This is a genomic window from Kitasatospora sp. NPDC097605 (assembly GCF_040302725.1).
Taxonomy (GTDB): domain Bacteria; phylum Actinomycetota; class Actinomycetes; order Streptomycetales; family Streptomycetaceae; genus Kitasatospora.
In genome coordinates this window covers 1-19,850 of record NZ_JBEOSF010000011.1, presented here as the reverse complement: position 1 = coordinate 19,850, position 19,850 = coordinate 1, and the positions used below count along the sequence as shown (strand labels likewise).

Here is a 19,850-nt window from a genome sequence, read left to right as displayed (position 1 = left end):
GGCCACGGCCCCGAAAGCGGCCCCGGAAACGGCGCGGGGCGCCGCCCCCGTACGGGAGCGGCGCCCTGCCCGGCGGCGGGCCGGTCCGGCGTGCGGACCGGCCGCCGGCCCCGGCTCAGCCCTTGCGGCGGCGGCCCTTGGCCGACTTGGCGGCCTTGCGGCGCTCGGCGCGGGTCAGACCGTCGCCCTCGTCCTCGGCCCCGAGGTCCTCGAAGTCGCCCTCGACCACACCGCCGCCGACCTCGTCCGAGGGGGCCGTGTAGTGCAGCCGCTGCGGCTTGGGGGCCTCCAGGCCCTTGGCCTTGATCTCCGGACGGGCGGCGTCCTTCTCCAGCTTGTCGAGCACCACCTCGGCGTCCTCGACCGGGACCTCCTCGACCTGCTGCTCGACCTGGACCTCCAGGTTGAACAGGTAGCCGACGGACTCCTCCTTGATGCCCTCCATCATCGCGGTGAACATGTCGAAGCCCTCGCGCTGGTACTCGACCAGCGGGTCGCGCTGCGCCATGGCCCGCAGGCCGATGCCCTCCTGGAGGTAGTCCATCTCGTAGAGGTGCTCGCGCCAGCGGCGGTCCAGCACCGACAGGACGACGCGGCGCTCCAGCTCACGCATGATCTCGCTGCCGAGCTGGTCCTCGCGGGCGCCGTACTGCGCCTGGATGTCCTCCTGGACGACCTTGGTGAGGAACTCCGGGGTGAGGCCCGCGGTGCCGCCGGCCTCCTCCTCCAGCTCCTCCAGGTCCAGGGTGAGCGGGTAGAGCTGCTTGAGCGCGGTCCAGAGCTTCTCGAGGTCCCAGTCGTCCTCGAAGCCCTCGCCGGTGGCGGCCCGGACGTACGCCTCGACGGTGTCGTCCATGAAGTGGCCGACCTGCTCCTGCAGGTCCTCGCCCTCGAGCACCCGGCGGCGCTCGCCGTAGATGACCTCGCGCTGGCGGTTCAGCACCTCGTCGTACTTGAGGACGTTCTTGCGGATCTCGAAGTTCTGCTGCTCGACCTGGGTCTGCGCGGAGGCGATGGCCCGGGTGACCATCTTCGACTCGATCGGCACGTCCTCGGGCACGTTGGCCATCGAGAGCACGCGCTCGACCATGCCGGCCTTGAACAGGCGCATCAGGTCGTCGCCCAGCGACAGGTAGAAGCGGGACTCGCCCGGGTCACCCTGACGGCCGGAACGGCCGCGCAGCTGGTTGTCGATCCGGCGGGACTCGTGGCGCTCGGTACCGAGGACGTAGAGGCCGCCGGCCTCCTTGACCTCGTCCTGCTCCGCCTTGACCGCGGCCTTGGCCTTCTCCAGGGCGGCCGGGAACGCGGCCTCGTACTCCTCCGGGGTGTCCACCGCGGAGAGCCCGCGCTGGGCCAGCTCGGCGGCCGCGAGGTGGTCGGCGTTGCCGCCGAGCATGATGTCGGTGCCGCGGCCGGCCATGTTGGTGGCGACGGTGACGGCGCCCTTGCGGCCGGCCTGGGCGACGATCTGCGCCTCGCGCTCGTGGTGCTTGGCGTTCAGCACCTCGTGCGGGATGCCGCGCTTGCGCAGCTCCTGCGACAGGTACTCGGACTTCTCGACCGACACGGTGCCGACCAGCACCGGCTGGCCCTTCTCGTGCTTCTCGGCGATGTCCTCGACCACGGCGGCGAACTTGGCCGGCTCCGACTTGTAGATCAGGTCGGGCTGGTCGATGCGCAGCGGCGTCTTGTTGGTCGGGATCGGCACCACGCCGAGCTTGTAGATCTGGTGGAACTCGGCCGCCTCGGTGGTGCCGGTACCGGTCATGCCGGCCAGCTTGTCGTACAGGCGGAAGAAGTTCTGGAGGGTGATGGTGGCCAGGGTCTGGTTCTCGTTCTGGACCTCCACCCCTTCCTTGGCCTCGATCGCCTGGTGCATGCCCTCGTTGTAGCGGCGGCCGGCCAGGATGCGGCCGGTGTGCTCGTCGACGATCATGACTTCGCCGTTCATGACGACGTAGTCCTTGTCCGCCTTGTAGAGCTCCTTCGCCTTGATGGCGTTGTTCAGGAAGCCGACCAGCGGGGTGTTCACCGACTCGTAGAGGTTGTCGATGCCGAGGTAGTCCTCGACCCGGGTGACGCCCTCCTCCAGGATGCCGACGGTGCGCTTCTTCTCGTCGACCTCGTAGTCGCGGTCGATCTTCAGACGCAGCACCAGCTTGGCGAAGTCGGCGTACCACTTGGTCGCCTGGTCCGCCGGGCCGGAGATGATCAGCGGGGTGCGGGCCTCGTCGATGAGGATCGAGTCGACCTCGTCGACGACCGCGAAGTTGTGGCCGCGCTGGACGAGTTCGTCCTTCGACCAGGCCATGTTGTCGCGCAGGTAGTCGAAGCCGAACTCGTTGTTGGTGCCGTACGTGATGTCCATGCCGTACTGGCGCTTGCGCTCGGCGGGCGTCATGTTGCCGAGGATCACGCCGACCTCAAGGCCGAGGAAGCGGTGCACCCGGCCCATCCACTCCGAGTCGCGCTCGGCGAGGTAGTCGTTGACCGTGATGAGGTGCACGCCCTTGCCGGTGAGCGCGTTGAGGTAGGTGGGCAGCGTGCCGACCAGGGTCTTGCCCTCACCGGTGCGCATCTCGGCGACGTAGCCGAGGTGCAGCGCGGCGCCGCCCATGATCTGGACGTCGTAGTGCCGCTGGCCGAGCACGCGCTTGGCGGCCTCGCGGACCGTGGCGAACGCCTCGGGGAGGATGTCGTCCAGGGTCTCGCCGTCGGCGAGACGCTGCTTGTACTCGTCGGTCAGCGCGCGCAGCTCGGCGTCGGTGAGGTTGACGAAGTCCTCTTCGATGGAGTTGACCTGGGCAGCAATCCGCTGCAGCTTGCGAAGGATCTTGCCTTCGCCGGCGCGCAGGATCTTGTCGAAGACGGACACGTGAGCGGGCTCCTTGCCTGGATTGGCACTGGACGACTGCACGGCGGATCCACCCCACCGCACGGGCCATCGTATGCGAGGAGCCCAATGCCCCGGGAGGTGCGTCAGCACGGTATTCCCGTGTCACCCGCGCGAGCACTTCCGACGATAGTCCCTCGCACCGGGGCAAACCGGGCGGCCGTCCGGACAGTTGAACACGCCGGTCCGTTAATCGGATGCTCCGAATTCTCTCTGCACGGAATAATCCGTCCATGGAAGAGCAGCCGAAGCAGCAGAACGGGCCGACCTCGGCGGAGCCCGTCGTCCTCACCACCGACCGCCTGGTCCTGCGCGCCCCGCGCGAGGAGGACGTCGACGCGATCCTCGCCGCCTGCCAGGACGAGGAGATCCAGCGCTGGACCATCGTCCCGGTCCCGTACGGCCGCCAGGACGCCGAGTACTTCGTCCACGACCTCGCCGCCAACGGCTGGCGGACCGGCGACAACCTGGTCTGGTGCGTGTTCGAGCGGGAGTCCGGCGCACTGGTCGGCAGCCAGGGGCTCACGGCCTGCCCCGGCCGGCCGGGCACCGCCGAGGTCGGCTGGTGGGCGGCCAAGGAGTTCCGCGGCCGCGGCTACACCGTGGAGGCCGCCGCCGCGGTGGCCCGCTACGGCCTGCGCGACCTCGGCCTGCGCCGGCTGGAGTGGCTCGCCTACGTGGGCAACGAGGGCTCCCGCGCGGTGGCCGAGCGGATCGGCTTCCGCTTCGAGGGCACCCTGCGCTCCTACTCCGAGCAGCGCGGGCGGTTCCTCGACACCTGGATCGCCTCCCTGCTCGCCGACGACCTCACCGACGACCTCGGCGACGACCTCCCCGACGACCTCGCCGACGGCTCCTCCGAGGGCCTCCCCGGCTGAACGCCCGCGCCCCCGACGGGCCCCGGCCTCCCGGGGCCCGTTGTCGGTGCCCCCGTCTAGGCTCGCCGGCATGACCGCCCCGACCTCGCGCCCGGCCGCCACCCCCGCCCCCGTGACCGTCCTCGGCGCCGACGACGCCCGCCGGATCGCCCTGCGCGCCCAGGGCCTGCTCGGCGCCCCGGACCGCCGCGGCGGGGTGCGCGGGGTGCTGCGCCGGCTCGGCGCCGTCCAGCTCGACACCATCTCGGTGCTGGCCCGCTCCCACGAACTGGTCCCGTACGCCCGGCTCGGCGCGGTCGGCCGCCCGGCGGTCGAGACGGCGTACTGGGGCTCCGGCGCGAGCTTCGAGTACTGGTCGCACGCGGCCTGCGTACTGCCGGTCGAGGAGTGGCCGCTGTTCGCCTTCCGCCGCCGGGCCTACCGCGCCAAGGCCCACGTCTGGGGCAAGCAGGTCGACGCGGCGACGTACCGCACCGTGCTCGACAAGCTGCGCGCCGAGGGCCCGCTGACCTCCACCGAGCTGGGCGGCGCCAAGAAGACCGCCGACTGGTGGGACTGGTCCGACACCAAGATCGCGGTGGAACGGGCACTGGCCTTCGGTGACGTGGTCTGCACCGAGCGCCGGGGCTGGAAGCGCCTCTACACGCCGGCCGAACAGGCGATCCCCGCCGAGCTGTTCGCCGCCGAGCCGACCGACGAGGAGTGCCTGCGCACCCTGGTCGCGCAGTCCGGCGCGGCCCTCGGCGTGGCCACCCGGGCCGACCTGCTCGACTACCACCGGCTGCGCGCCGACCAGTTGGACGCGGCGCTGCCCGACTCCGGCCTGGTCCCGGTCGAGGTGGCCGGCTGGGGCCCGGACGGCTCCCCGGGCGCGGCCTGGGCCGATCCGGCGGCACTCGCCGCGGCGCCGCGCGGGCGCCACCGCACCACCCTGCTCTCGCCGTTCGACTCGCTGGTCTGGGACCGCCCGCGCACCGAGCGGATCTTCGGCATGCTGCACCGGCTGGAGGCCTACACGCCCAGGCACAAGCGGGTGCACGGCTACTTCGCGATGCCGCTGCTGGCCGGCGGGCGGCTGGTCGGCCGGGTCGATCCGGCCCGCGAGGGACGGACGCTGGTGGCCCGTCAGGTCTCGCTGGACTCCCCCCGGCACCTGGAGGCGCTGGCCGGGGCGCTGCGCGAGGCGGCCTCCTGGGTGGGCTGCGACGCCGTCCGGGTGGAGACGCTGCACGACGAGGCGCTGCGCCCGGCGCTGGAGAAGCTGCTCGGCTGAGTGCGGGGCACCGGGCGTGGCGGGGGCCCGACGGGCCCCGCGCTCACCCTATTTCGAGGATCTTCTCCCGCATCGCGTACACTACGGCCTCCATCCGGGAGTGCAGCTGGAGCTTCTCCAGGATGTTGCGCACATGGTTCTTCACGGTGTTCTCGCTGATGAACAGCTCCTTGGCGATCTCCCGGTTGTTCATCCCGGTGGCCACCAGCTTCAGCACCTCCAGCTCGCGGTCGGTCAGCCGCGGCGCGGGCACCAACTCCCGCTCGTCGGACCGGCGCTGGATCATCGACTTGAACTCGGTGAGCAGCTTGGACGCCATCGACGGGCTGATCTGGGACTGCCCGTCGGCGACCGCGCGGATCGCGGTGGCGACCTCGTCGGTGGAGATCTCCTTGAGCAGGTACCCGGTGGCACCCGCCTTGATCGCCTCGTAGAGGTCGGCCTCCTCGTCGCTTATCGTCAGCATGATGATCTTGGTGCTGGGCGCCACGTCCTTGATCGCGGTGCAGGCCTCGATCCCGCTGCGGCGCGGCATCCTGACGTCCATGAGGATGATGTCCGGCAGCAGGTCGGCGGCCTTGAGCACCGCCTCGGCGCCGTCCCCGGCCTCGCCGACGACCGTGATGTCCTCCTCCTCGGCCAGCACGATCTCCAGGCCGCGGCGGAACAGCGCGTGGTCGTCCACCACCAGGACGCGGATCGGCTCCCGCCCGCGCGGGGCGTACTCGGGCTCCGCCCCGGGGCCGGGCGACACCCCCGCGACCGGCCCCGTGGCGGGCCCCAGCCCGAAGTGATCCCCCATCCGCTCCTCCCCCGTCGCCGGTCTCGTCCGCCAATCATTCCACGGCCGGAGCACCCCTCGGTCACCCTCCGGCGCCGATCGCCCCGCATCGGGTGACCTGTCCGGCACCCCGGCACCCCGCCCGACCGGCCCCGGAACGCCGGTGACCCCGGCGGCACCGGCCACCGGGGTCACCCTCCCATGCTGCTCGGACGGTCAGTCCTCGTCGTCACCCGCGCCGATCGCACCACCGGCGCCACCACCCTCGACGGTCGAACCGTCGGCCTTCAGGTGGATCACACCGTAGTGGTAACCGTGCCGGCGGTAGACGACGCTCGGCAGGCCGCTGTCCTTCTCCACGAAGAGGTAGAAGTCGTGACCGACCAGCTCCATCTCGTAGAGCGCCTGGTCGAGCGCCATCGGGGCGGCCGGGTGCGTCTTCTCCCGGACCACCAGCGGGCCTTCGCCCTCCACTTCCAGGGATCCCATCATGGTCTTGCGGACGGCCCCGTTGGCGGCGCTCTCCGTCGGCTTCGTCTCGGGCAGCGCGGCCAGGGCCGCGGTCGCCTCGGCGACGCTGATCGGGGTGCGGCCGTTGCCGCCCTTGTGGACCCGACGCCGGTCCGCGGACTTGCGCAGCTGGGCGTCGAGCTTCGCCGAGGCCAGGTCGAGCGCCGCGTAGGGGTCGGCGGCGGCGGCCTCGGCCCGGATCACCGGACCACGGGTACGGAGAGTGATCTCCACGCGGTCGGACCGGTCGGCCTGCCGCGGGTTGTGTTCCTTGGACACCTCGACATCGAGGCTGATCGCCTTGGTGTCGAACTTCTGGACCTTCTCCAGCTTCTCGGCCACGTGATCCCGGAACCTCTTGGGCACCTCGGTCTTACGGCCCTTGACAACGATGTCCACGCAGAACTCCGATCCCTCGTTCTGTCGCCGGTCCGGGTGCTACCGGACCGGACTGAGACCAGCCGGACCAGCCAATCCTTCCGCCGGCCCTCCGTCCCACCGGCAACGGTGGGAACGACTGGCCCTCACCTCACTTCCTCCCCATCAGGGACGGTTGAAACCCCCTGGGGCTCATCGAACACCTCACACGGAGTTTTCGCCTCCCCAGCGGAGAGTTCGGGTATGACGGACCAATGGGACTTGGCGGTCAAGCCATTGCCCCCTGTCTACCCTCCTGCGAGTGAAACACAGGTAAATACCTGGACAACACCCCCCGTACGGCACATTCTTTGCTCACTCTCCGTTCCGAGCCGGGAGGAGCAGCCGTGCCGCCGACCTCCGCACCGCCCCGATCGCCGTCCGCCCGCGGGCCGTTCGCCCACGCCCTGGCCGGGCTGCTCGACGTGCTGGTCCCGGCGCGCTGCGCGGGCTGCGGCACCGACCGCGGCCAACTCTGCCCGGGCTGCCGCCACCTCCTCACCACCGCCCGGCCCGGGCCCTGCGCGGCCCTGCCCTGGGCGCACGCCGCCGCGCCGTACGACGGTCCGGTCCGCCGGCTGCTGCTCGCCCACAAGGAACGCGGCGCGCTCCGGCTGGCCGGCCCGCTCGGGGAGGCGCTCGCCCGGGCGGTGCGCTCCGCACGCGGTCCGCGCCCCGGGCAGGGCCCGCTGCTGCTCGTCCCGGTGCCCTCGGCCCGCGCGGCCGTCCGCGCCCGGGGCCACGACCCGACCCTGCGGCTGGCGGAGGCCGCCGCCCGCGCCCTGCGCCGGGAGGGCCTGGACGCCCGCGCCGTACCGCTGTTGCGCCACACCCGGCCGGTCGCCGACCAGGCCGGGCTGCCCGCCGCCGAGCGCCACCGCAACCTGCACGGCGCGCTCACCGTGCGCCCGCTCGGCCACCGCCGCTCCGCCGGGCTCCGGCCGGTCCTGGTGGACGACCTGGTGACCACCGGCGCGAGCCTCGCCGAGGCCGCCCGGGCGCTGTCGGCCGCCGGTCTGCCGCCCGGCGCGGCCGCCACCGTCGCGGCGGCCGGCGCGGACCGGCACCCGGGGAACGGTCCGGGGTGATCAGCCCGGGTAGATGAACGAGGAGACCTGGTACGGCAGCCCCTGCTCCCGCCACTGGCTGTTGACCAGCCGGTACGGCTTGCCCTGCGCCCCCTGGAGTGCCAGCACCGGCGGTACCAGCGGCGCACCGCTGTTCCCGGCGCCGTTCGCCCGGTACTCCGACGCGGCGACCGTGGTCATCTCCCCGCCGCCGGGCAGCCGCGCGTCGGGGTTCGGCGAACCGTCCGTGCTGACGTAGTGCAGTTGCTGCAGCTTGTCCTTCTCCTTGCCCAGCACCAGCAGCTGGTCCGCCTCCGCCCAGGAGACCGAGACCACCTCCTCGAAGGCCGGGTTGGCCAGCCGCAGACCGGTGATCTTCGCGCTCGGGGCGTCCTTGGTGCCCTCGTGGACGAGCAGTCCCAGCCAGAGCGAGTACCCCTTGCCGTCCTTGCCGTCCTTGCCGTCCTTGAGCAGCAGGGCCACCCGCGCACCGTCCGAGGAGACCTTGATGCCCTGCACCGACCGGCCGTCCAGGCGCTCCACCGGCACCTCGACGACCTTCTTCTCGCGCACCAGCAGCACCCGCGGGCTCTGCGGGTCGCGGTCCACCACGTAGAGGTCGCCGCGTCCGTCCCAGGTCGGCGAGGTCAGTCCGTCCTCCGTCTTCGCCCCCGGGCGCGACGGCGTGGTCAGCACCGGCGGCGGCATCGCGCCCGCGCTCTCCTGGAACGGCACGGTGTAGAGCTGGTGGCCGTCCGCACTGATCGCCGCGGCGTGCTCGCCGTCCCGGGCCACCGCGATCGCGCCCAGCCGCCGGCCGGACGCCTGCGGGCGGCCCAGCGGTCCGTGCACCGGCGAGCCGTCGTCCTCGGTGCCGCGCGTCTCGTACAGCACGCCGTCGTCCTCGCGCTGGTAGAACTGCCGGGTGGCCATCTGCCCGGCCAGCGAGCCGGGCCCGGTCGCCGGCTCGTCGCCGCGGCTCGCCTGACAGCTGGGGCCGCCGCCGTGCGACCCCCTGAGCTCCAGCCGCTCCACCTGCCCGGTCCCCTGGTCGGCGAGGGTGTACAGCAGCTGGGTGGCCATCCGCCGGCAGGCGGTGAGACTGCCCAGATCGACCCCGGCGACCGTCACGTGTCCGACGTGGTTCTCGTCCAGGGCCACCGTCTCCACCTTCGTCCCGTCCGGGAAGGCGGAGCGGGCCACCGGGGCGAGCCACTTCGAGGGCCCGGCGACCAGCGCGTTGGCGGCCGAGCCCAGCGGGTCTATTCGGCGCCGCAGGTAGATCGGGTCGGCGATCAGCACGTCCTGGCTGGTCGCCGACCCGACGGTGGGCGCGGACGGGTCCGGCGCCGCGTAGAAGAAGCGGTCGACCTGGCGGTAGCTGTTGCGGAAGTTGACCTCGTTGAGGATCAGCCCGTCGGGCAGCTTGTCGATCCGCCACTCACCGGCGGGCTTCTCCCGCACGAAGGAGAAGTCCAGACGGAGGTCGCGCGGCGCCTCGGTCCGGAACGAGTGCCGCTCGTCCACCTCGGCCACCAGCTGCCCGATGAGCGGGATGGAGACGTCGGTGTCGGCGTCGGTCACGTTCACGTCGGGCCGGGTCGGCTTGCCGCCGAGCACCTTGACGCCCGTCTCCGCGTTCCAGTGCGCCGCCGCGGCGGGCGTCAGGTACTTGCGGGCCGTCCCGTAGTCGTCGTCGGCGGTCAGCGCGTCCAGGAACCCGGCCAGCAGTTCCTGCGGCCGGGCTCCCTTGGACGGCTCCACCGGGAAGACCCTGACCTGCAGGTTCTTCTCCGCCGAGCTCTTGGACAGCTCGATCTTGGTGACGCCCCCGGAATCCGGCATCGCCGCGCAGCCGCCGGCCAGCAGGCTGCCCAGCAGGGCACCGACCACCCCGGCCAGCCGCGGCTCAGTCCTGCCGCTGGTCCTTCGCACCCTGCGACCCCTCCGTGTCCGTTCCACCCGTGCCGTACGCCCCGGCGGCCCCGTCCGGCTCCGCGGTCCGCTGCGCCACCGACGGCCGGCCCGGCGCCGTGTCCACCATGACCTGCGCGCCGGTCGCACCGTACCCGGCACCGGCCGGACGCACGTCCGACGGGTCGGCGCGCGGGCCGTCCGGCTGCCGCCGGCCGAGACCCGGACCGATGCTCAGCACGCCGCCGAGCCCGCTGCCGAACCCGCCGCCGGAGGCCTCCGGGGCCTCCGGGACGCCCGTCTCCTCCGCCGCGGCCAGCGCGGTCGAACCGGCCGGGCGGATCGCCCGCCGGTACGGCGTCCCGTACGTGCCGAGACCCCGGTTGTTGCGCGAGTCCTCCGGCTCCAGCCGGAACGGCGCCCGGCTGATCTCCCCGCCGCGGGTGCGCGGCAGGGTGAGCCGGAAGTGCGAGCCGCCGCCCGGCTCGCCCCAGGCCTGGAGCCAGCCGCCGTGCAGGTGCGCGTCCTCGACCGCGATGGACAGGCCCAGACCGGTGCCTCCGGTGGTCCGCACCCGCGACGGGTCGGCCCGCCAGAAGCGGTGGAACACCCGGGACGCCTCGCCCGGCTTGAGGCCGATGCCGTAGTCGCGCACGCCGACCGCGACCGCGCCGTCCTGCGAGCCCAGCCGGACCACCACGTCCCGGCCCTCGCCGTGCTCCAGCGCGTTGACGACCAGGTTGCGCAGGATGCGCTCGATCCGCCGGGAGTCGACCTCGGCCACCACCGGCTCGCCGTCGCCGCGGATCACCACCGCGCTGCCCTTGGCCTGGGCCAGCGGGTCGGCGGCCTCGACCACCCGGCCGACGATGTCGCGCAGGTCCACCGGCTCGGCGTCCAGGACGGCCGCGCCCGCGTCGAACCGGCTGATCTCCAGCAGGTCGGCGAGCAGCGACTCGAAGCGGTCCAGCTGCCCCTGGAGCAGCTCGGCGGACCGGGCCGCCATCGGGTCCAGGTCCTCGCGGCTGTCGTAGATCAGGTCGGCGGCCATCCGGACCGTGGTCAGCGGGGTGCGCAGCTCGTGCGAGACGTCCGAGACGAAGCGCCGCTGCACCCGGGACAGCTCCTCCAGCTGGCGGATCTGCGCCTGCAGCGCGTTGGCCATCCGGTTGAACGATTCGCCGAGCCGGGCGATGTCGTCCGTGCCGGTGACCTTCATCCGCTCCTCGAGGTGCCCGGCGGCCAGCCGCTCGGAGATCCCGGCGGCCATCCGGACCGGGGTCACCACCTGGCGCACCACCAGCCAGGCGATGCCGCCCATCATGATCACCACGAACACGCCGGCGGTCGCCAGGGTGCCGGTGATCAGATTGAGGGTCTTGGTCTCCTGTCCGAAGGAGAAGACGTAGTACAGCTGGTAGCTGGTGCCGTCCGGACCGATGAACTGCTGGCCGAAGACCAGACCGGGCTCGGTCTTCCCGCTCTCCGAGCGCTGGATCCGGGTGGGCTGGCTGAAGGTCTGGCCGGCCTCCTGGGCGACCCGCGCCTTCAGCGCGCCCGGGACGCTGTCCGGCGAGATGTCGCCCGAGTAGCGCGGGCCGAAGCTGGTCCGGTCCGGCTGCACCACCTGGCCGGTGCCCGGCAGCATCGCGATCACCGAGAAGACGTTCTGCCCGCTGGCCGCCAGCTCGCCGACCTGCCGCAGCAGCCAGGTCCCGGGCTCCTCGGCGGTCGGGTCGGCGGCCGCGCCGGTCCGCACCCGCAGGTCCTTCGCCTCGTCGATCTTCTTGAGCTCGGTCTGGAAGCCCGCGACCGCCTGGTCGCGCGCCGCAGCCCGCTTGGTGTCCAGCAGCCCGGTGCGCACCTGCGCCACCACGACGACACCCAGCACCAGCACCACCAGGACCGACAGCAGCAGCGTCGCCGCCACCACCCGCAGCTGGATCGAGCGCCGGTACAGCGCCACCACCCGGTGCACGGGACGGCGCAGCTGACGGCTCACCAGCGCGAACAGCGCCGCCGGCCCGTGCCGGCGGCGGCTGCGCACGGTCGAACTCAGCACGTCCCCGCGCACGGCGCCGCCGCCCCCGTCGGTCGCGGCACCCGCCGGGGTCTCGTCGGACTGCTCGCTCACGTCAGCTGGGCCCGGCCTTGTAGCCGACGCCGCGGACGGTCACCACGATCTCGGGGCGCTCCGGGTCCTTCTCGATCTTGGAACGCAGGCGCTGCACATGGACGTTCACCAACCGGGTGTCCGCCGCGTGCCGGTAGCCCCAGACCTGCTCCAGCAGCACCTCGCGGGTGAACACCTGCCAGGGCTTGCGGGCCAGCGCGACCAGCAGGTCGAACTCCAGGGGGGTCAGCGGGATGCCCCGCCCGTCCCGCTTCACCGAGTGGCCGGCCACGTCGATCACCAGATCGCCGATGGTCAGCTGCTCCGGAGTCGGCTCCTCGGCACGGCGCAGCCGGGCACGGACCCGGGCCACCAGTTCCTTGGGCTTGAACGGCTTGGTGACGTAGTCGTCGGCACCCGACTCCAGACCCACCACGACGTCCACCGTGTCGGTCTTGGCGGTCAGCATGACGATCGGGATCCCGGACTCCGCCCGGATCTGCCGGCAGACGTCGATCCCGTCACGGCCCGGCAGCATCAGGTCGAGCAGGACCAGGTCGGGCTTGGCCTCCCGGAACGCGGCTAGCGCCTTGTCCCCGTCGGCGACGAAAAACGGCTCAAAACCCTCACCACGCAGCACGATGCCGAGCATCTCGGCCAGTGCGGAGTCGTCATCAACGACGAGGACGCGTCCCTTCATGGGTCCATCTTCTCATTACCGGATTGTGACCTGCCGCACAGCAGTCCCATTGCTCCAGAACGGCCAACTGGCAGCCCGGCGAATTCCGGCCATACCGGGCGAAAGAACCTGGCCGATCCTCCCCCGCAGGCCCCGGGAACACCCACCGACCGTCCACGGGGCGGCCGTTGTCGTTCAGCAACCGGATCCCGCTGGGGCGCGTCCGAGCACCATGGCACGATGGGCGCTGCGCCCGCGTGAAGATCCACCCGGTCCGCGAAACCCTGACGCCCTCCGAGGAGCAGTGATGACCGACACCCCGGGCTGGGCCTCGCCCGGCTCGTCCGAGCCGCCCCGCGACGGTGCCCGGCCCCCGGCCGAAGCGCCCGCCGCCGTGCCCGGCCAGTCGGCACCGCCCCACACCGCCGCGCCCGCCTGGGGCACCGCCCCCGGAGCACCGCAGCCCCCGTACGGCGGGCAGCCCCCCTTCGGGCCGCCCGGCGCCCCGTACGGCTGGGGCGCGCCGCCCAGCCCCAAGCCCGGCGTCATCCCGCTGCGCCCGCTCGGCCTCGGCGAGATCCTCGACGGCGCCGTCTCCACCGTGCGCAAGCACTGGCGGGTCGCCCTCGGCCTCTCCCTCGGCGTCGCGGTGATCCAGCAGGGCATCGCGCTCGGCGCCCAGCTCGCCGTCCAGGGCGACACCGGCGAGCTCACCCCGGCCCTGACCTCCCTGATCAGCCTGCCGATCTCGGCGCTGCTCACCGTGATCGCCTCGGCCCTGCTGACCATGGTGGTCAGCCGCGCCATCCTCGGGCAGACCGTCACGCTCCGGGAGGCCTGGCGGGACGCCCGGCCCCGGCTGCTGCAGGTCGTCGGCCTCACCCTGCTGACCGGCCTGATCCTCGGCGGCCTCGTCCTGCTGGCCCTCACCCCGGCGATCAGCTACCTGCTGGCCGGTGCCGACGACGAGGCGATCGCCGTCCTGCTCTTCCTCGGCGGCGGCGCCCTCGCCCTGGCCGTCTACGCCTGGGTCTGGACCCAGCTCAGCCTGTCCGCTCCCGCCCTGATGCTGGAGAAGCAGGGCGTCATCGCCGCCCTCTCCCGCTCCCGCCGCCTGGTCCGCCGCTCCTGGTGGCGGATCTTCGGCATCAACCTGCTCAGCATCGCCATCTCCTGGGTCGTCGCCAGCGTGATCAGCACCCCGTTCACGGTCGTCGGCATGGTCCTCGGCTGGGACGACTTCACCAGCCAGATCGACGCCGGCGACACCGCCACCCTGCCCGCCGCCATGCTGATCGCCGTCGCGATCGGCGGCGTCCTCTCCTCCACGATCACGCTCCCCTTCACCGCCACCATCGGCGTGCTGCTCTACGTCGACCAGCGGATCCGCCGCGAGGCCCTCGACATCGAACTCGCCCGCGCCGCCGGCCTGCCCGAGCACGGCGGCACCGGCTGGGGCGGCCAGGCCGGCCCCGGCCCGGCAAGGCTCTGAGCCCGATGCCGACCTGGGGGGAGATCGTCGTGCTCGCGGGCGGCGCCCCGGTCACGACCCCGCGCGACCCGGCCCGTGACGCGGCCCGCGACGAGCTGGTCAAGGCCGACTACCACCGCCACGATCCGAGCATCCAGGAACGGGTCGTCGACTGGATCATGGAGCGGATCGACGACGCGCTCGGCGCGCTCGCCGGCGCCGGCACCAGCGGCACCACCGGCCTGATCCTCTTCCTGGTGGTCGCCCTGCTGATCGGCGCCGCCCTGTGGTGGCGCCTCGGCGCACCCAAGCGGGCCGCCCGCACCGACCTCGGCGTCTTCGGCGGCACCGGCCCGCGCAGCGCCGCCGAGCACCGGGCCGACGCCGAACGGCACGCCGCCGCCGGCCAGTGGGCGGAGGCCGTCCGCGAGCAGATGCGCGCCCTGGTCCGCGGCCTGGAGGAACGCACCCTGCTCGACCCCCGCCCCGGCCGCACCGCCGACGAGGCCGCCGCCGAGGCCGGCCGCGCGCTGCCCGAGCACGCCGCCGCGCTCACCGCCGCCGCCCGCGCCTTCGACGACATCGCCTACGGCGAGCGCACCGCCGACCAGGCCGCCTACCAGCTGCTGCGCGACCTCGACCGGACCCTCGAACGCGCCCGCCCGGTCCTCGCCCCGGCCGCCGGAGGAGCCGCATGACCAGCGCCACCCCCGCCCCGCCGACGGCCCCGCACCCGCCCACGCCCGCGCCAGCACCCGCCCCGGCGGACACCAGCCTCGCCCCCACCGGCCGCGGCCTGTGGCGGCGCGCCCGCTGGTACCTGCTCACCGCCGTGCTCGTCCTGCTCGCCGCCGTCGTGCTGGCCGCCGCCAACGACGAGCGCCAGTACCCCCCGCTGGACCCGCGCTCCTACGAGGCCACCGGCAGCCACGCCGTGGTCGCCCTCCTCCAGCGCGAGGGCCTCAAGGTCGACCTCACCACCGACCCCACCGGCCGCCCCACCGGCGCCGACACCCTCGTGCTGCCCGAACCCGACCTGCTCACCCCCGAGCAGCTGACCGCCGTCGCCGCCGCCCGGCACACCCGGCTGGTCCTGATCGCCCCCGGCCCCGCCGCGCTCAGCGCGCTCGCCCCCGGCATCCGGATGTCCGACGAGAACGGCGGCCTCCCCTACGCCCGCGTCCGCAGCACCGACCCCGGCTGCTCCCTGCCGGAGGCCGTCCGGGCCGGCAGCGCCCATGTCGGCGGCCTGCTCTACACCGCCGGCAGCCGCGGCGAGGGCTGCTACCAGCGCGGCCACGGCTACCCGCTGGTGACCGGCCCCACCACCGCCACCGGGCGCGCCGCCGACGTCGTGGTCCTCGGCAGCGGCGAGTTCCTCAGCAACGAACTGCTCAAGAAGGACGGCAACGCCGCCCTCGGGCTCGGCCTGCTCGGCGCCCAGCCGCACATCACCTGGCACCTGCCCGACTACACCGCCCCGGTCGCCGAGGGCGGGCAGAAGAGCTTCCAGGACTTCATCCCCGAGGGCTGGACCTGGGCCGGCTACCAGCTGGCCGTCGCCGTCGCGCTGGCCGCGCTCTGGCGCGCCCGCCGGCTCGGCCCGGTGGTCAGCGAGAACCTGCCCGTGGTGGTCCGCGCCTCCGAGACCACCGAGGGCCGCGCCCGCCTCTACCGCCGCGCCAAGGCCCGCGGCCGCGCCGCCGACGCCCTGCGCCGCGCCACCGCGCACCGCCTCGCCCCGGCCCTGGGCGTCCCGCCCGTGGCCGGCGCGCCCGACCCCACCGCGCTCTGCGCGGCCGTCGCCGACCGCCTCCCCGAGCGGTCCGCCGGGGACGTACGGGCCCTCCTGTACGGCCCGCCCCCGACCGACGACGCCGCGCTGCTGCGGCTCGCCGACGACCTCGACGCCCTCGAAAGGCAGGTACGGAAGCCGTGACCGAGAAGGCCACCGCCCAGCTCCGCATCACCCCCGGCACGGCACCCGCCACCCCCGGCACCACCGTCCCCGCCCCGGGCTCCGGCACCGCCGCCTCCGGCGACCCGCGCGAGGCGCTGACCGCCCTGCGCGCCGAGATCGCCAAGGCCGTCGTCGGCCAGGACGCCGCCGTCACCGGCCTGGTCGTCGCCCTGCTCTGCGGCGGCCACGTGCTGCTCGAAGGCGTCCCCGGCGTGGCCAAGACCCTGCTGATCCGCACCCTCTCCACCGCGCTCAGCCTGGAGACCAAGCGCATCCAGTTCACCCCCGACCTGATGCCCGGCGACGTCACCGGCTCGCTGGTCTACGACGCCCGCACCGCCGAGTTCTCCTTCCAGCCCGGCCCGGTCTTCACCAACCTGCTGCTGGCCGACGAGATCAACCGCACCCCGCCGAAGACCCAGGCCGCCCTGCTGGAGGCCATGGAGGAGCGGCAGGTCACCGTCGACGGCGAACCGCGCGCCCTGCCGGTGCCGTTCCTGGTCGCCGCGACCCAGAACCCCGTCGAGTACGAGGGCACCTACCCGCTGCCCGAGGCCCAGCTCGACCGCTTCCTGCTGAAGCTGATCCTCCCGCTGCCCGACCGCGACCAGGAGTTCCAGGTCCTCGCCCGGCACGCCGCCGGCTTCGACCCGCGCGACCTCACCGCCGCCGGCGTCCGCCCGGTCGCCGGCCCCGAGCACATCGCGGCCGCCCGCGAGCAGATCGCCAGGCTGACCGTCTCCCCCGAGATCCTCGCCTACATCGTCGACCTCTGCCGGGCCACCCGGCAGTCGCCCTCGCTCTCCATCGGCGTCTCCCCGCGCGGCGCCACCGCACTGCTCGGCGCCTCCCGCGCCTGGGCCTGGCTGGCCGGCCGCGACTACGTCACCCCCGACGACGTCAAGGCGCTCGCCCTGCCCACCCTGCGGCACCGCGTCGCCCTGCGCGCGGAGGCCGAGATGGAGGGCGTCACCGCCGACTCCGTCATCCAGGCCGTGCTCGCCCAGACACCCGCCCCGCGCTGAGCCGGCCCCGCCCGCTCGCCCCTCCGGCCGGCCCACCCCCGGCCCCGACGAAGGAACGCACCGCATGGCCCTCACCGGGCGAACCGCCCTGCTCGCCGCGCTCGGCGCCCTCGTCACGGGCCTGCTGCTGCCCTCCTGGTCCGGGATCGGCGCCGTCACCGGCGCGGTCCTGCTGGGCGTCGTCGTCGACCTGGTGCTCGCCGCCCCCGTCCGCAGCCTGCGGATCACCCGGAGCGGCGACACCACGGTGCGGCTCGGCGAGCCCGCCGCCGTCGAACTGACCGTCACCAACCCCGCCGGACGACCCCTGCGCGCCCGGATCCGCGACGCCTGGGCCCCGTCCGCCTGGCGGCCCGGCACCGAGACCGCCGCCTCCCGGCACCCCCTGCGGGTGCCCGGCCACGAGCGACGCCGCGTCACCACCGTCCTCACCCCGACCCGGCGCGGCGACCACCACGCCCACAAGGTGACGCTCCGTTCCCTCGGCCCGCTCGGCCTGGCCGGCCGTCAGGGCTCGCACCTCGTCCCCTGGACCGTCCGCGCCCTGCCCCCGTTCGCCAGCCGCAAGCACCTGCCCTCCCGGCTCGCCCGGCTGCGCGAACTCGACGGCCGGACCTCCGTCCTGACCCGCGGCCAGGGCACCGAATTCGACTCGCTGCGGGAGTACCTGCCCGGCGACGACGTCCGCTCCATCGACTGGCGGGCCAGCGCCCGCCGGAACACCGTCGCCGTCCGCACCTGGCGCCCCGAGCGCGACCGGCACATCCTCGTCGTCCTGGACACCGGCCGCACCTCGGCCGGCCGGGTCGGCGACGCCCCCCGCCTGGACTCCTCCCTCGACGCCGCGCTGCTGCTCACCGCCCTCGCCACCAGGGCCGGCGACCGGGTCGACCTGCTCGCCCACGACCTGCGCAAGCGGGTCTCGGTGGCCGGCCGCTCCCCGAACGAGATCCTCCCGGCCTTCACCAACGCGATGGCCGTCCTGGAGCCCGCCCTCCACGAGACCGACATGCGCTCGCTGGTCGCCACCGCGCTGAAGATGGCACCGCACCGCTCGCTGATCGTCCTGCTCACCGGCCTCGACACGGCCCCGGTCGAGGACGGCCTGCTCCCCCTGATCCCCCTGCTCACCAAGCGGCACGAGGTCGTCCTCGCCTCCGTCTCCGACCCCCACCTGGACGAACTCGCGGCCGGGCGCGGCACCGTGGAGGCCGTCTACGGCGCCGCGGCCGCCGAACAGACCCGCGCCGACCGCCGCCTCACCGCCGACCGCCTCACCCGCGCCGGCGTCACCGTCATCGACGCCCCGCCCACCTCGGTCGCCCCCGCCCTGGCCGACACCTACCTCGCCCTCAAGGCCGCCGGCCGCCTCTGACCTGCCGGGGACCTCGGCGTAGGAGTGACCGTCGCCGGTGTCGCACCGGCGTCTGCACGGCGGGCGAAAGTCGTCTACGTACCGTATCGGCCATGACAACCACAGACGGCGCGCCCCCATCCGGCGCGCGCCGAACCGCCCGATCTCCACGGACCGCGCCGGCCGGGGAGGCGGCCCCGCTCCCGACGCCCAGCGGCTGGTTCTGCCTCGCCCTCTCCCGCGAGCTCTCCCGGGGCGCCGTACTGACTCGCAGGTTCGCGGACGAGGACGTCGTCCTCTACCGCACCCGCACCGGCGACGTCCGCGCCACCCGCCCCTACTGCCCCCACATGGGGGCCCACCTCGGCTACGGGAGCACCGTCGAGGGCGACACCCTGGTCTGCCCTTTCCACCGCTTCGCCTTCGGCACCGACGGCGCCTGCGTCAGCGATCCGGACGGAGTACCGCTGCGCACCCGGCTGGACCACTTCCCCGTCCTCGAACGCAACGGCTTCCTCTACGTCTGGCACGGCCCCGACGCCGGCCCGCCGTCCTGGGAGCTGCCCGCCGTCCCCGGCCCGGAGGTACGGCCCACGGCGCACTGGGCCGTGGAGGTGGACACCCACCCCCAGGAGGTCATGGAGAACGTCGCCGACTACCGGCACCTGGGCACGCTCCACCGCCTGGCCGTGCGTCAACTGACGCCGCCCTTGCCCGACGGACCGTTCCTCCGGACGAACCTGCGCTCCCACGCCGGCCGGATCCCCCTCTTCGGCGGGCTCTCCTGGGAGAAGTCGACGCTGATGGCGGGGCTGGGCTTCACCCTGACCCAACTCGAACTGCCGCGCTTCGGCCTCGCGGTCCACCTCTGGGGCCTGCCCACCCCGACCGGCCCCTGGCGGACCGTCCTGCGGGTCGCGACGGCCTGCGAGGTCACCGACCCGCGCCGCGTACCCGGCCCGAGCCTGCCGGCGACCCGGGCGGCGGTGACCAGGCTCGTCGCCCGGTCGACGCTGCGGATGACCGCCAGGGTCATCCAGCAGGACGTGCCGATCTGGAACCACAAGCGCTACGAGCCGGTGCCGCGGCTCGCCGCCGGGGACCATTCCGTCGGCATCTACCGGCACTGGGCCCGCCAGTTCTACCCGTCCGGTTCCTGAAAGCGCGGCAGAAACGCGAAAAGCCCCTGCCGGTTTCCCCGGCAGGGGCTTCTCAGAAGAATTGTTCGGCGGCGTCCTACTCTCCCACAGGGTCCCCCCTGCAGTACCATCGGCGCTGTGAGGCTTAGCTTCCGGGTTCGGAATGTAACCGGGCGTTTCCCTCACGCTATGACCACCGAAACACTATGAAACTGTCGGCCGCACCGCCATCAATGGCGGGGGTCGTTGTTTCAGAACAACACAGTGGACGCGAGCAACTGAGGACAAGCCCTCGGCCTATTAGTACCGGTCAACTCCACCCCTCACAGGGCTTCCATATCCGGCCTATCAACCCAGTCGTCTACTGGGAGCC

The 19,850-nt window shown here is 73.4% G+C and carries 15 protein-coding genes and 2 rRNA genes; 9 read left to right on the top strand and 8 right to left on the bottom strand.

Annotation, left to right across the window (positions count from 1 at the left end):
• Positions 1-115 precede the first annotated feature (115 nt).
• Positions 116-2,878: a preprotein translocase subunit SecA gene (secA, locus tag ABTX81_RS14775; RefSeq protein ID WP_350544635.1), complete on the bottom strand. Its 2,763-nt coding sequence runs from the start codon at positions 2,876-2,878 to the stop codon at positions 116-118.
• Positions 2,879-3,129: 251 nt separating this feature from the next.
• Between secA and ABTX81_RS14770 the strand changes: the two genes are divergently transcribed.
• Together ABTX81_RS14770 and ABTX81_RS14765 are read left to right on the top strand one after the other, a co-directional pair.
• Positions 3,130-3,774, top strand: a complete 645-nt coding sequence (locus ABTX81_RS14770) for a GNAT family N-acetyltransferase (RefSeq protein WP_350544632.1) — start codon at positions 3,130-3,132, stop codon at positions 3,772-3,774.
• A 70-nt stretch (positions 3,775-3,844) separates the two neighbouring features.
• On the top strand, positions 3,845-5,047 hold the full coding sequence (locus ABTX81_RS14765) for a winged helix-turn-helix domain-containing protein (RefSeq protein ID WP_350544629.1): 1,203 nt from the start codon (positions 3,845-3,847) through the stop codon (positions 5,045-5,047).
• A 43-nt stretch (positions 5,048-5,090) separates the two neighbouring features.
• Here ABTX81_RS14765 and ABTX81_RS14760 read toward each other — a convergent pair whose 3' ends face one another.
• Together ABTX81_RS14760 and hpf are read right to left on the bottom strand one after the other, a co-directional pair.
• Positions 5,091-5,849: a response regulator gene (locus ABTX81_RS14760; protein ID WP_350544627.1), complete on the bottom strand. Its 759-nt coding sequence runs from the start codon at positions 5,847-5,849 to the stop codon at positions 5,091-5,093.
• A 195-nt stretch (positions 5,850-6,044) separates the two neighbouring features.
• Positions 6,045-6,737 carry a ribosome hibernation-promoting factor, HPF/YfiA family gene (hpf, locus tag ABTX81_RS14755; RefSeq protein WP_350544624.1) on the bottom strand — a complete coding sequence of 231 codons (693 nt, stop codon included), beginning with the start codon at positions 6,735-6,737 and terminating at the stop codon, positions 6,045-6,047.
• Positions 6,738-7,102: 365 nt separating this feature from the next.
• On the opposite strand from hpf, the gene ABTX81_RS14750 reads away from it, so the two are divergent.
• A complete protein-coding gene (locus ABTX81_RS14750) occupies positions 7,103-7,843 on the top strand; it encodes a ComF family protein (protein ID WP_350544621.1) in 741 nt (246 codons plus the stop codon).
• On the opposite strand, the gene ABTX81_RS14745 is transcribed toward ABTX81_RS14750, so the two are convergent.
• Genes ABTX81_RS14745 through mtrA form a run of 3 tightly spaced genes read right to left on the bottom strand, consistent with a single transcriptional unit; the run spans position 7,844 to position 12,549 of the window.
• Positions 7,844-9,757: an LpqB family beta-propeller domain-containing protein gene (locus ABTX81_RS14745; RefSeq protein WP_350544619.1), complete on the bottom strand. Its 1,914-nt coding sequence runs from the start codon at positions 9,755-9,757 to the stop codon at positions 7,844-7,846.
• Complete coding sequence (gene mtrB / locus ABTX81_RS14740; protein WP_502892778.1) at positions 9,732-11,870, bottom strand: MtrAB system histidine kinase MtrB; 2,139 nt, start codon at positions 11,868-11,870, stop codon at positions 9,732-9,734. The genes ABTX81_RS14745 and mtrB overlap by 26 nt, the downstream gene beginning before the upstream one ends.
• Position 11,871: 1 nt before the next feature.
• Positions 11,872-12,549 carry an MtrAB system response regulator MtrA gene (gene mtrA / locus ABTX81_RS14735; RefSeq protein WP_350544616.1) on the bottom strand — a complete coding sequence of 226 codons (678 nt, stop codon included), beginning with the start codon at positions 12,547-12,549 and terminating at the stop codon, positions 11,872-11,874.
• 286 nt (positions 12,550-12,835) lie between these two features.
• On the opposite strand from mtrA, the gene ABTX81_RS14730 reads away from it, so the two are divergent.
• From ABTX81_RS14730 to ABTX81_RS14705, 6 genes are all read left to right on the top strand, one after another.
• The gene (locus tag ABTX81_RS14730; RefSeq protein WP_350544614.1) at positions 12,836-14,020 is read left to right on the top strand and encodes a DUF7847 domain-containing protein; all 1,185 of its coding nucleotides are present in this window, start codon (positions 12,836-12,838) and stop codon (positions 14,018-14,020) included.
• Positions 14,021-14,025: 5 nt separating this feature from the next.
• Positions 14,026-14,697: a DUF4129 domain-containing protein gene (locus ABTX81_RS14725; protein WP_350544611.1), complete on the top strand. Its 672-nt coding sequence runs from the start codon at positions 14,026-14,028 to the stop codon at positions 14,695-14,697.
• Positions 14,694-15,938, top strand: a complete 1,245-nt coding sequence (locus ABTX81_RS14720; protein ID WP_350544609.1) for a DUF4350 domain-containing protein — start codon at positions 14,694-14,696, stop codon at positions 15,936-15,938. Before ABTX81_RS14725 ends, ABTX81_RS14720 begins: the two co-directional genes overlap by 4 nt.
• Before the next feature lie 116 nt (positions 15,939-16,054).
• A complete protein-coding gene (locus tag ABTX81_RS14715) occupies positions 16,055-16,984 on the top strand; it encodes an AAA family ATPase (RefSeq protein WP_350545028.1) in 930 nt (309 codons plus the stop codon).
• A 64-nt stretch (positions 16,985-17,048) separates the two neighbouring features.
• The gene (locus ABTX81_RS14710) at positions 17,049-18,359 is read left to right on the top strand and encodes a DUF58 domain-containing protein (RefSeq protein ID WP_350544606.1); all 1,311 of its coding nucleotides are present in this window, start codon (positions 17,049-17,051) and stop codon (positions 18,357-18,359) included.
• A 92-nt stretch (positions 18,360-18,451) separates the two neighbouring features.
• Positions 18,452-19,498: a Rieske 2Fe-2S domain-containing protein gene (locus ABTX81_RS14705; RefSeq protein ID WP_350544604.1), complete on the top strand. Its 1,047-nt coding sequence runs from the start codon at positions 18,452-18,454 to the stop codon at positions 19,496-19,498.
• Positions 19,499-19,561: 63 nt separating this feature from the next.
• Here the strand turns inward: ABTX81_RS14705 and rrf are convergent.
• Both rrf and ABTX81_RS14695 read right to left on the bottom strand, forming a co-directional pair.
• Positions 19,562-19,678, bottom strand: a 5S ribosomal RNA gene (gene rrf / locus ABTX81_RS14700).
• Between the two features lie 79 nt (positions 19,679-19,757).
• A 23S ribosomal RNA gene (locus ABTX81_RS14695) occupies positions 19,758-19,850 on the bottom strand; the annotation flags it as partial.

Coding starts and splice junctions, on each gene's coding strand:
- ABTX81_RS14770 (WP_350544632.1), top strand. CDS start 3,130: ATGGAAGAGCAGCCGAAGCAGCAGAACGGGCCGACCTCGGCGGAGCCC.
- ABTX81_RS14765 (WP_350544629.1), top strand. CDS start 3,845: ATGACCGCCCCGACCTCGCGCCCGGCCGCCACCCCCGCCCCCGTGACC.
- ABTX81_RS14760 (WP_350544627.1), bottom strand. CDS start 5,849: ATGGGGGATCACTTCGGGCTGGGGCCCGCCACGGGGCCGGTCGCGGGG.
- mtrA (WP_350544616.1), bottom strand. CDS start 12,549: ATGAAGGGACGCGTCCTCGTCGTTGATGACGACTCCGCACTGGCCGAG.
- ABTX81_RS14730 (WP_350544614.1), top strand. CDS start 12,836: ATGACCGACACCCCGGGCTGGGCCTCGCCCGGCTCGTCCGAGCCGCCC.
- ABTX81_RS14725 (WP_350544611.1), top strand. CDS start 14,026: ATGCCGACCTGGGGGGAGATCGTCGTGCTCGCGGGCGGCGCCCCGGTC.
- ABTX81_RS14720 (WP_350544609.1), top strand. CDS start 14,694: ATGACCAGCGCCACCCCCGCCCCGCCGACGGCCCCGCACCCGCCCACG.
- ABTX81_RS14710 (WP_350544606.1), top strand. CDS start 17,049: ATGGCCCTCACCGGGCGAACCGCCCTGCTCGCCGCGCTCGGCGCCCTC.
- ABTX81_RS14705 (WP_350544604.1), top strand. CDS start 18,452: ATGACAACCACAGACGGCGCGCCCCCATCCGGCGCGCGCCGAACCGCC.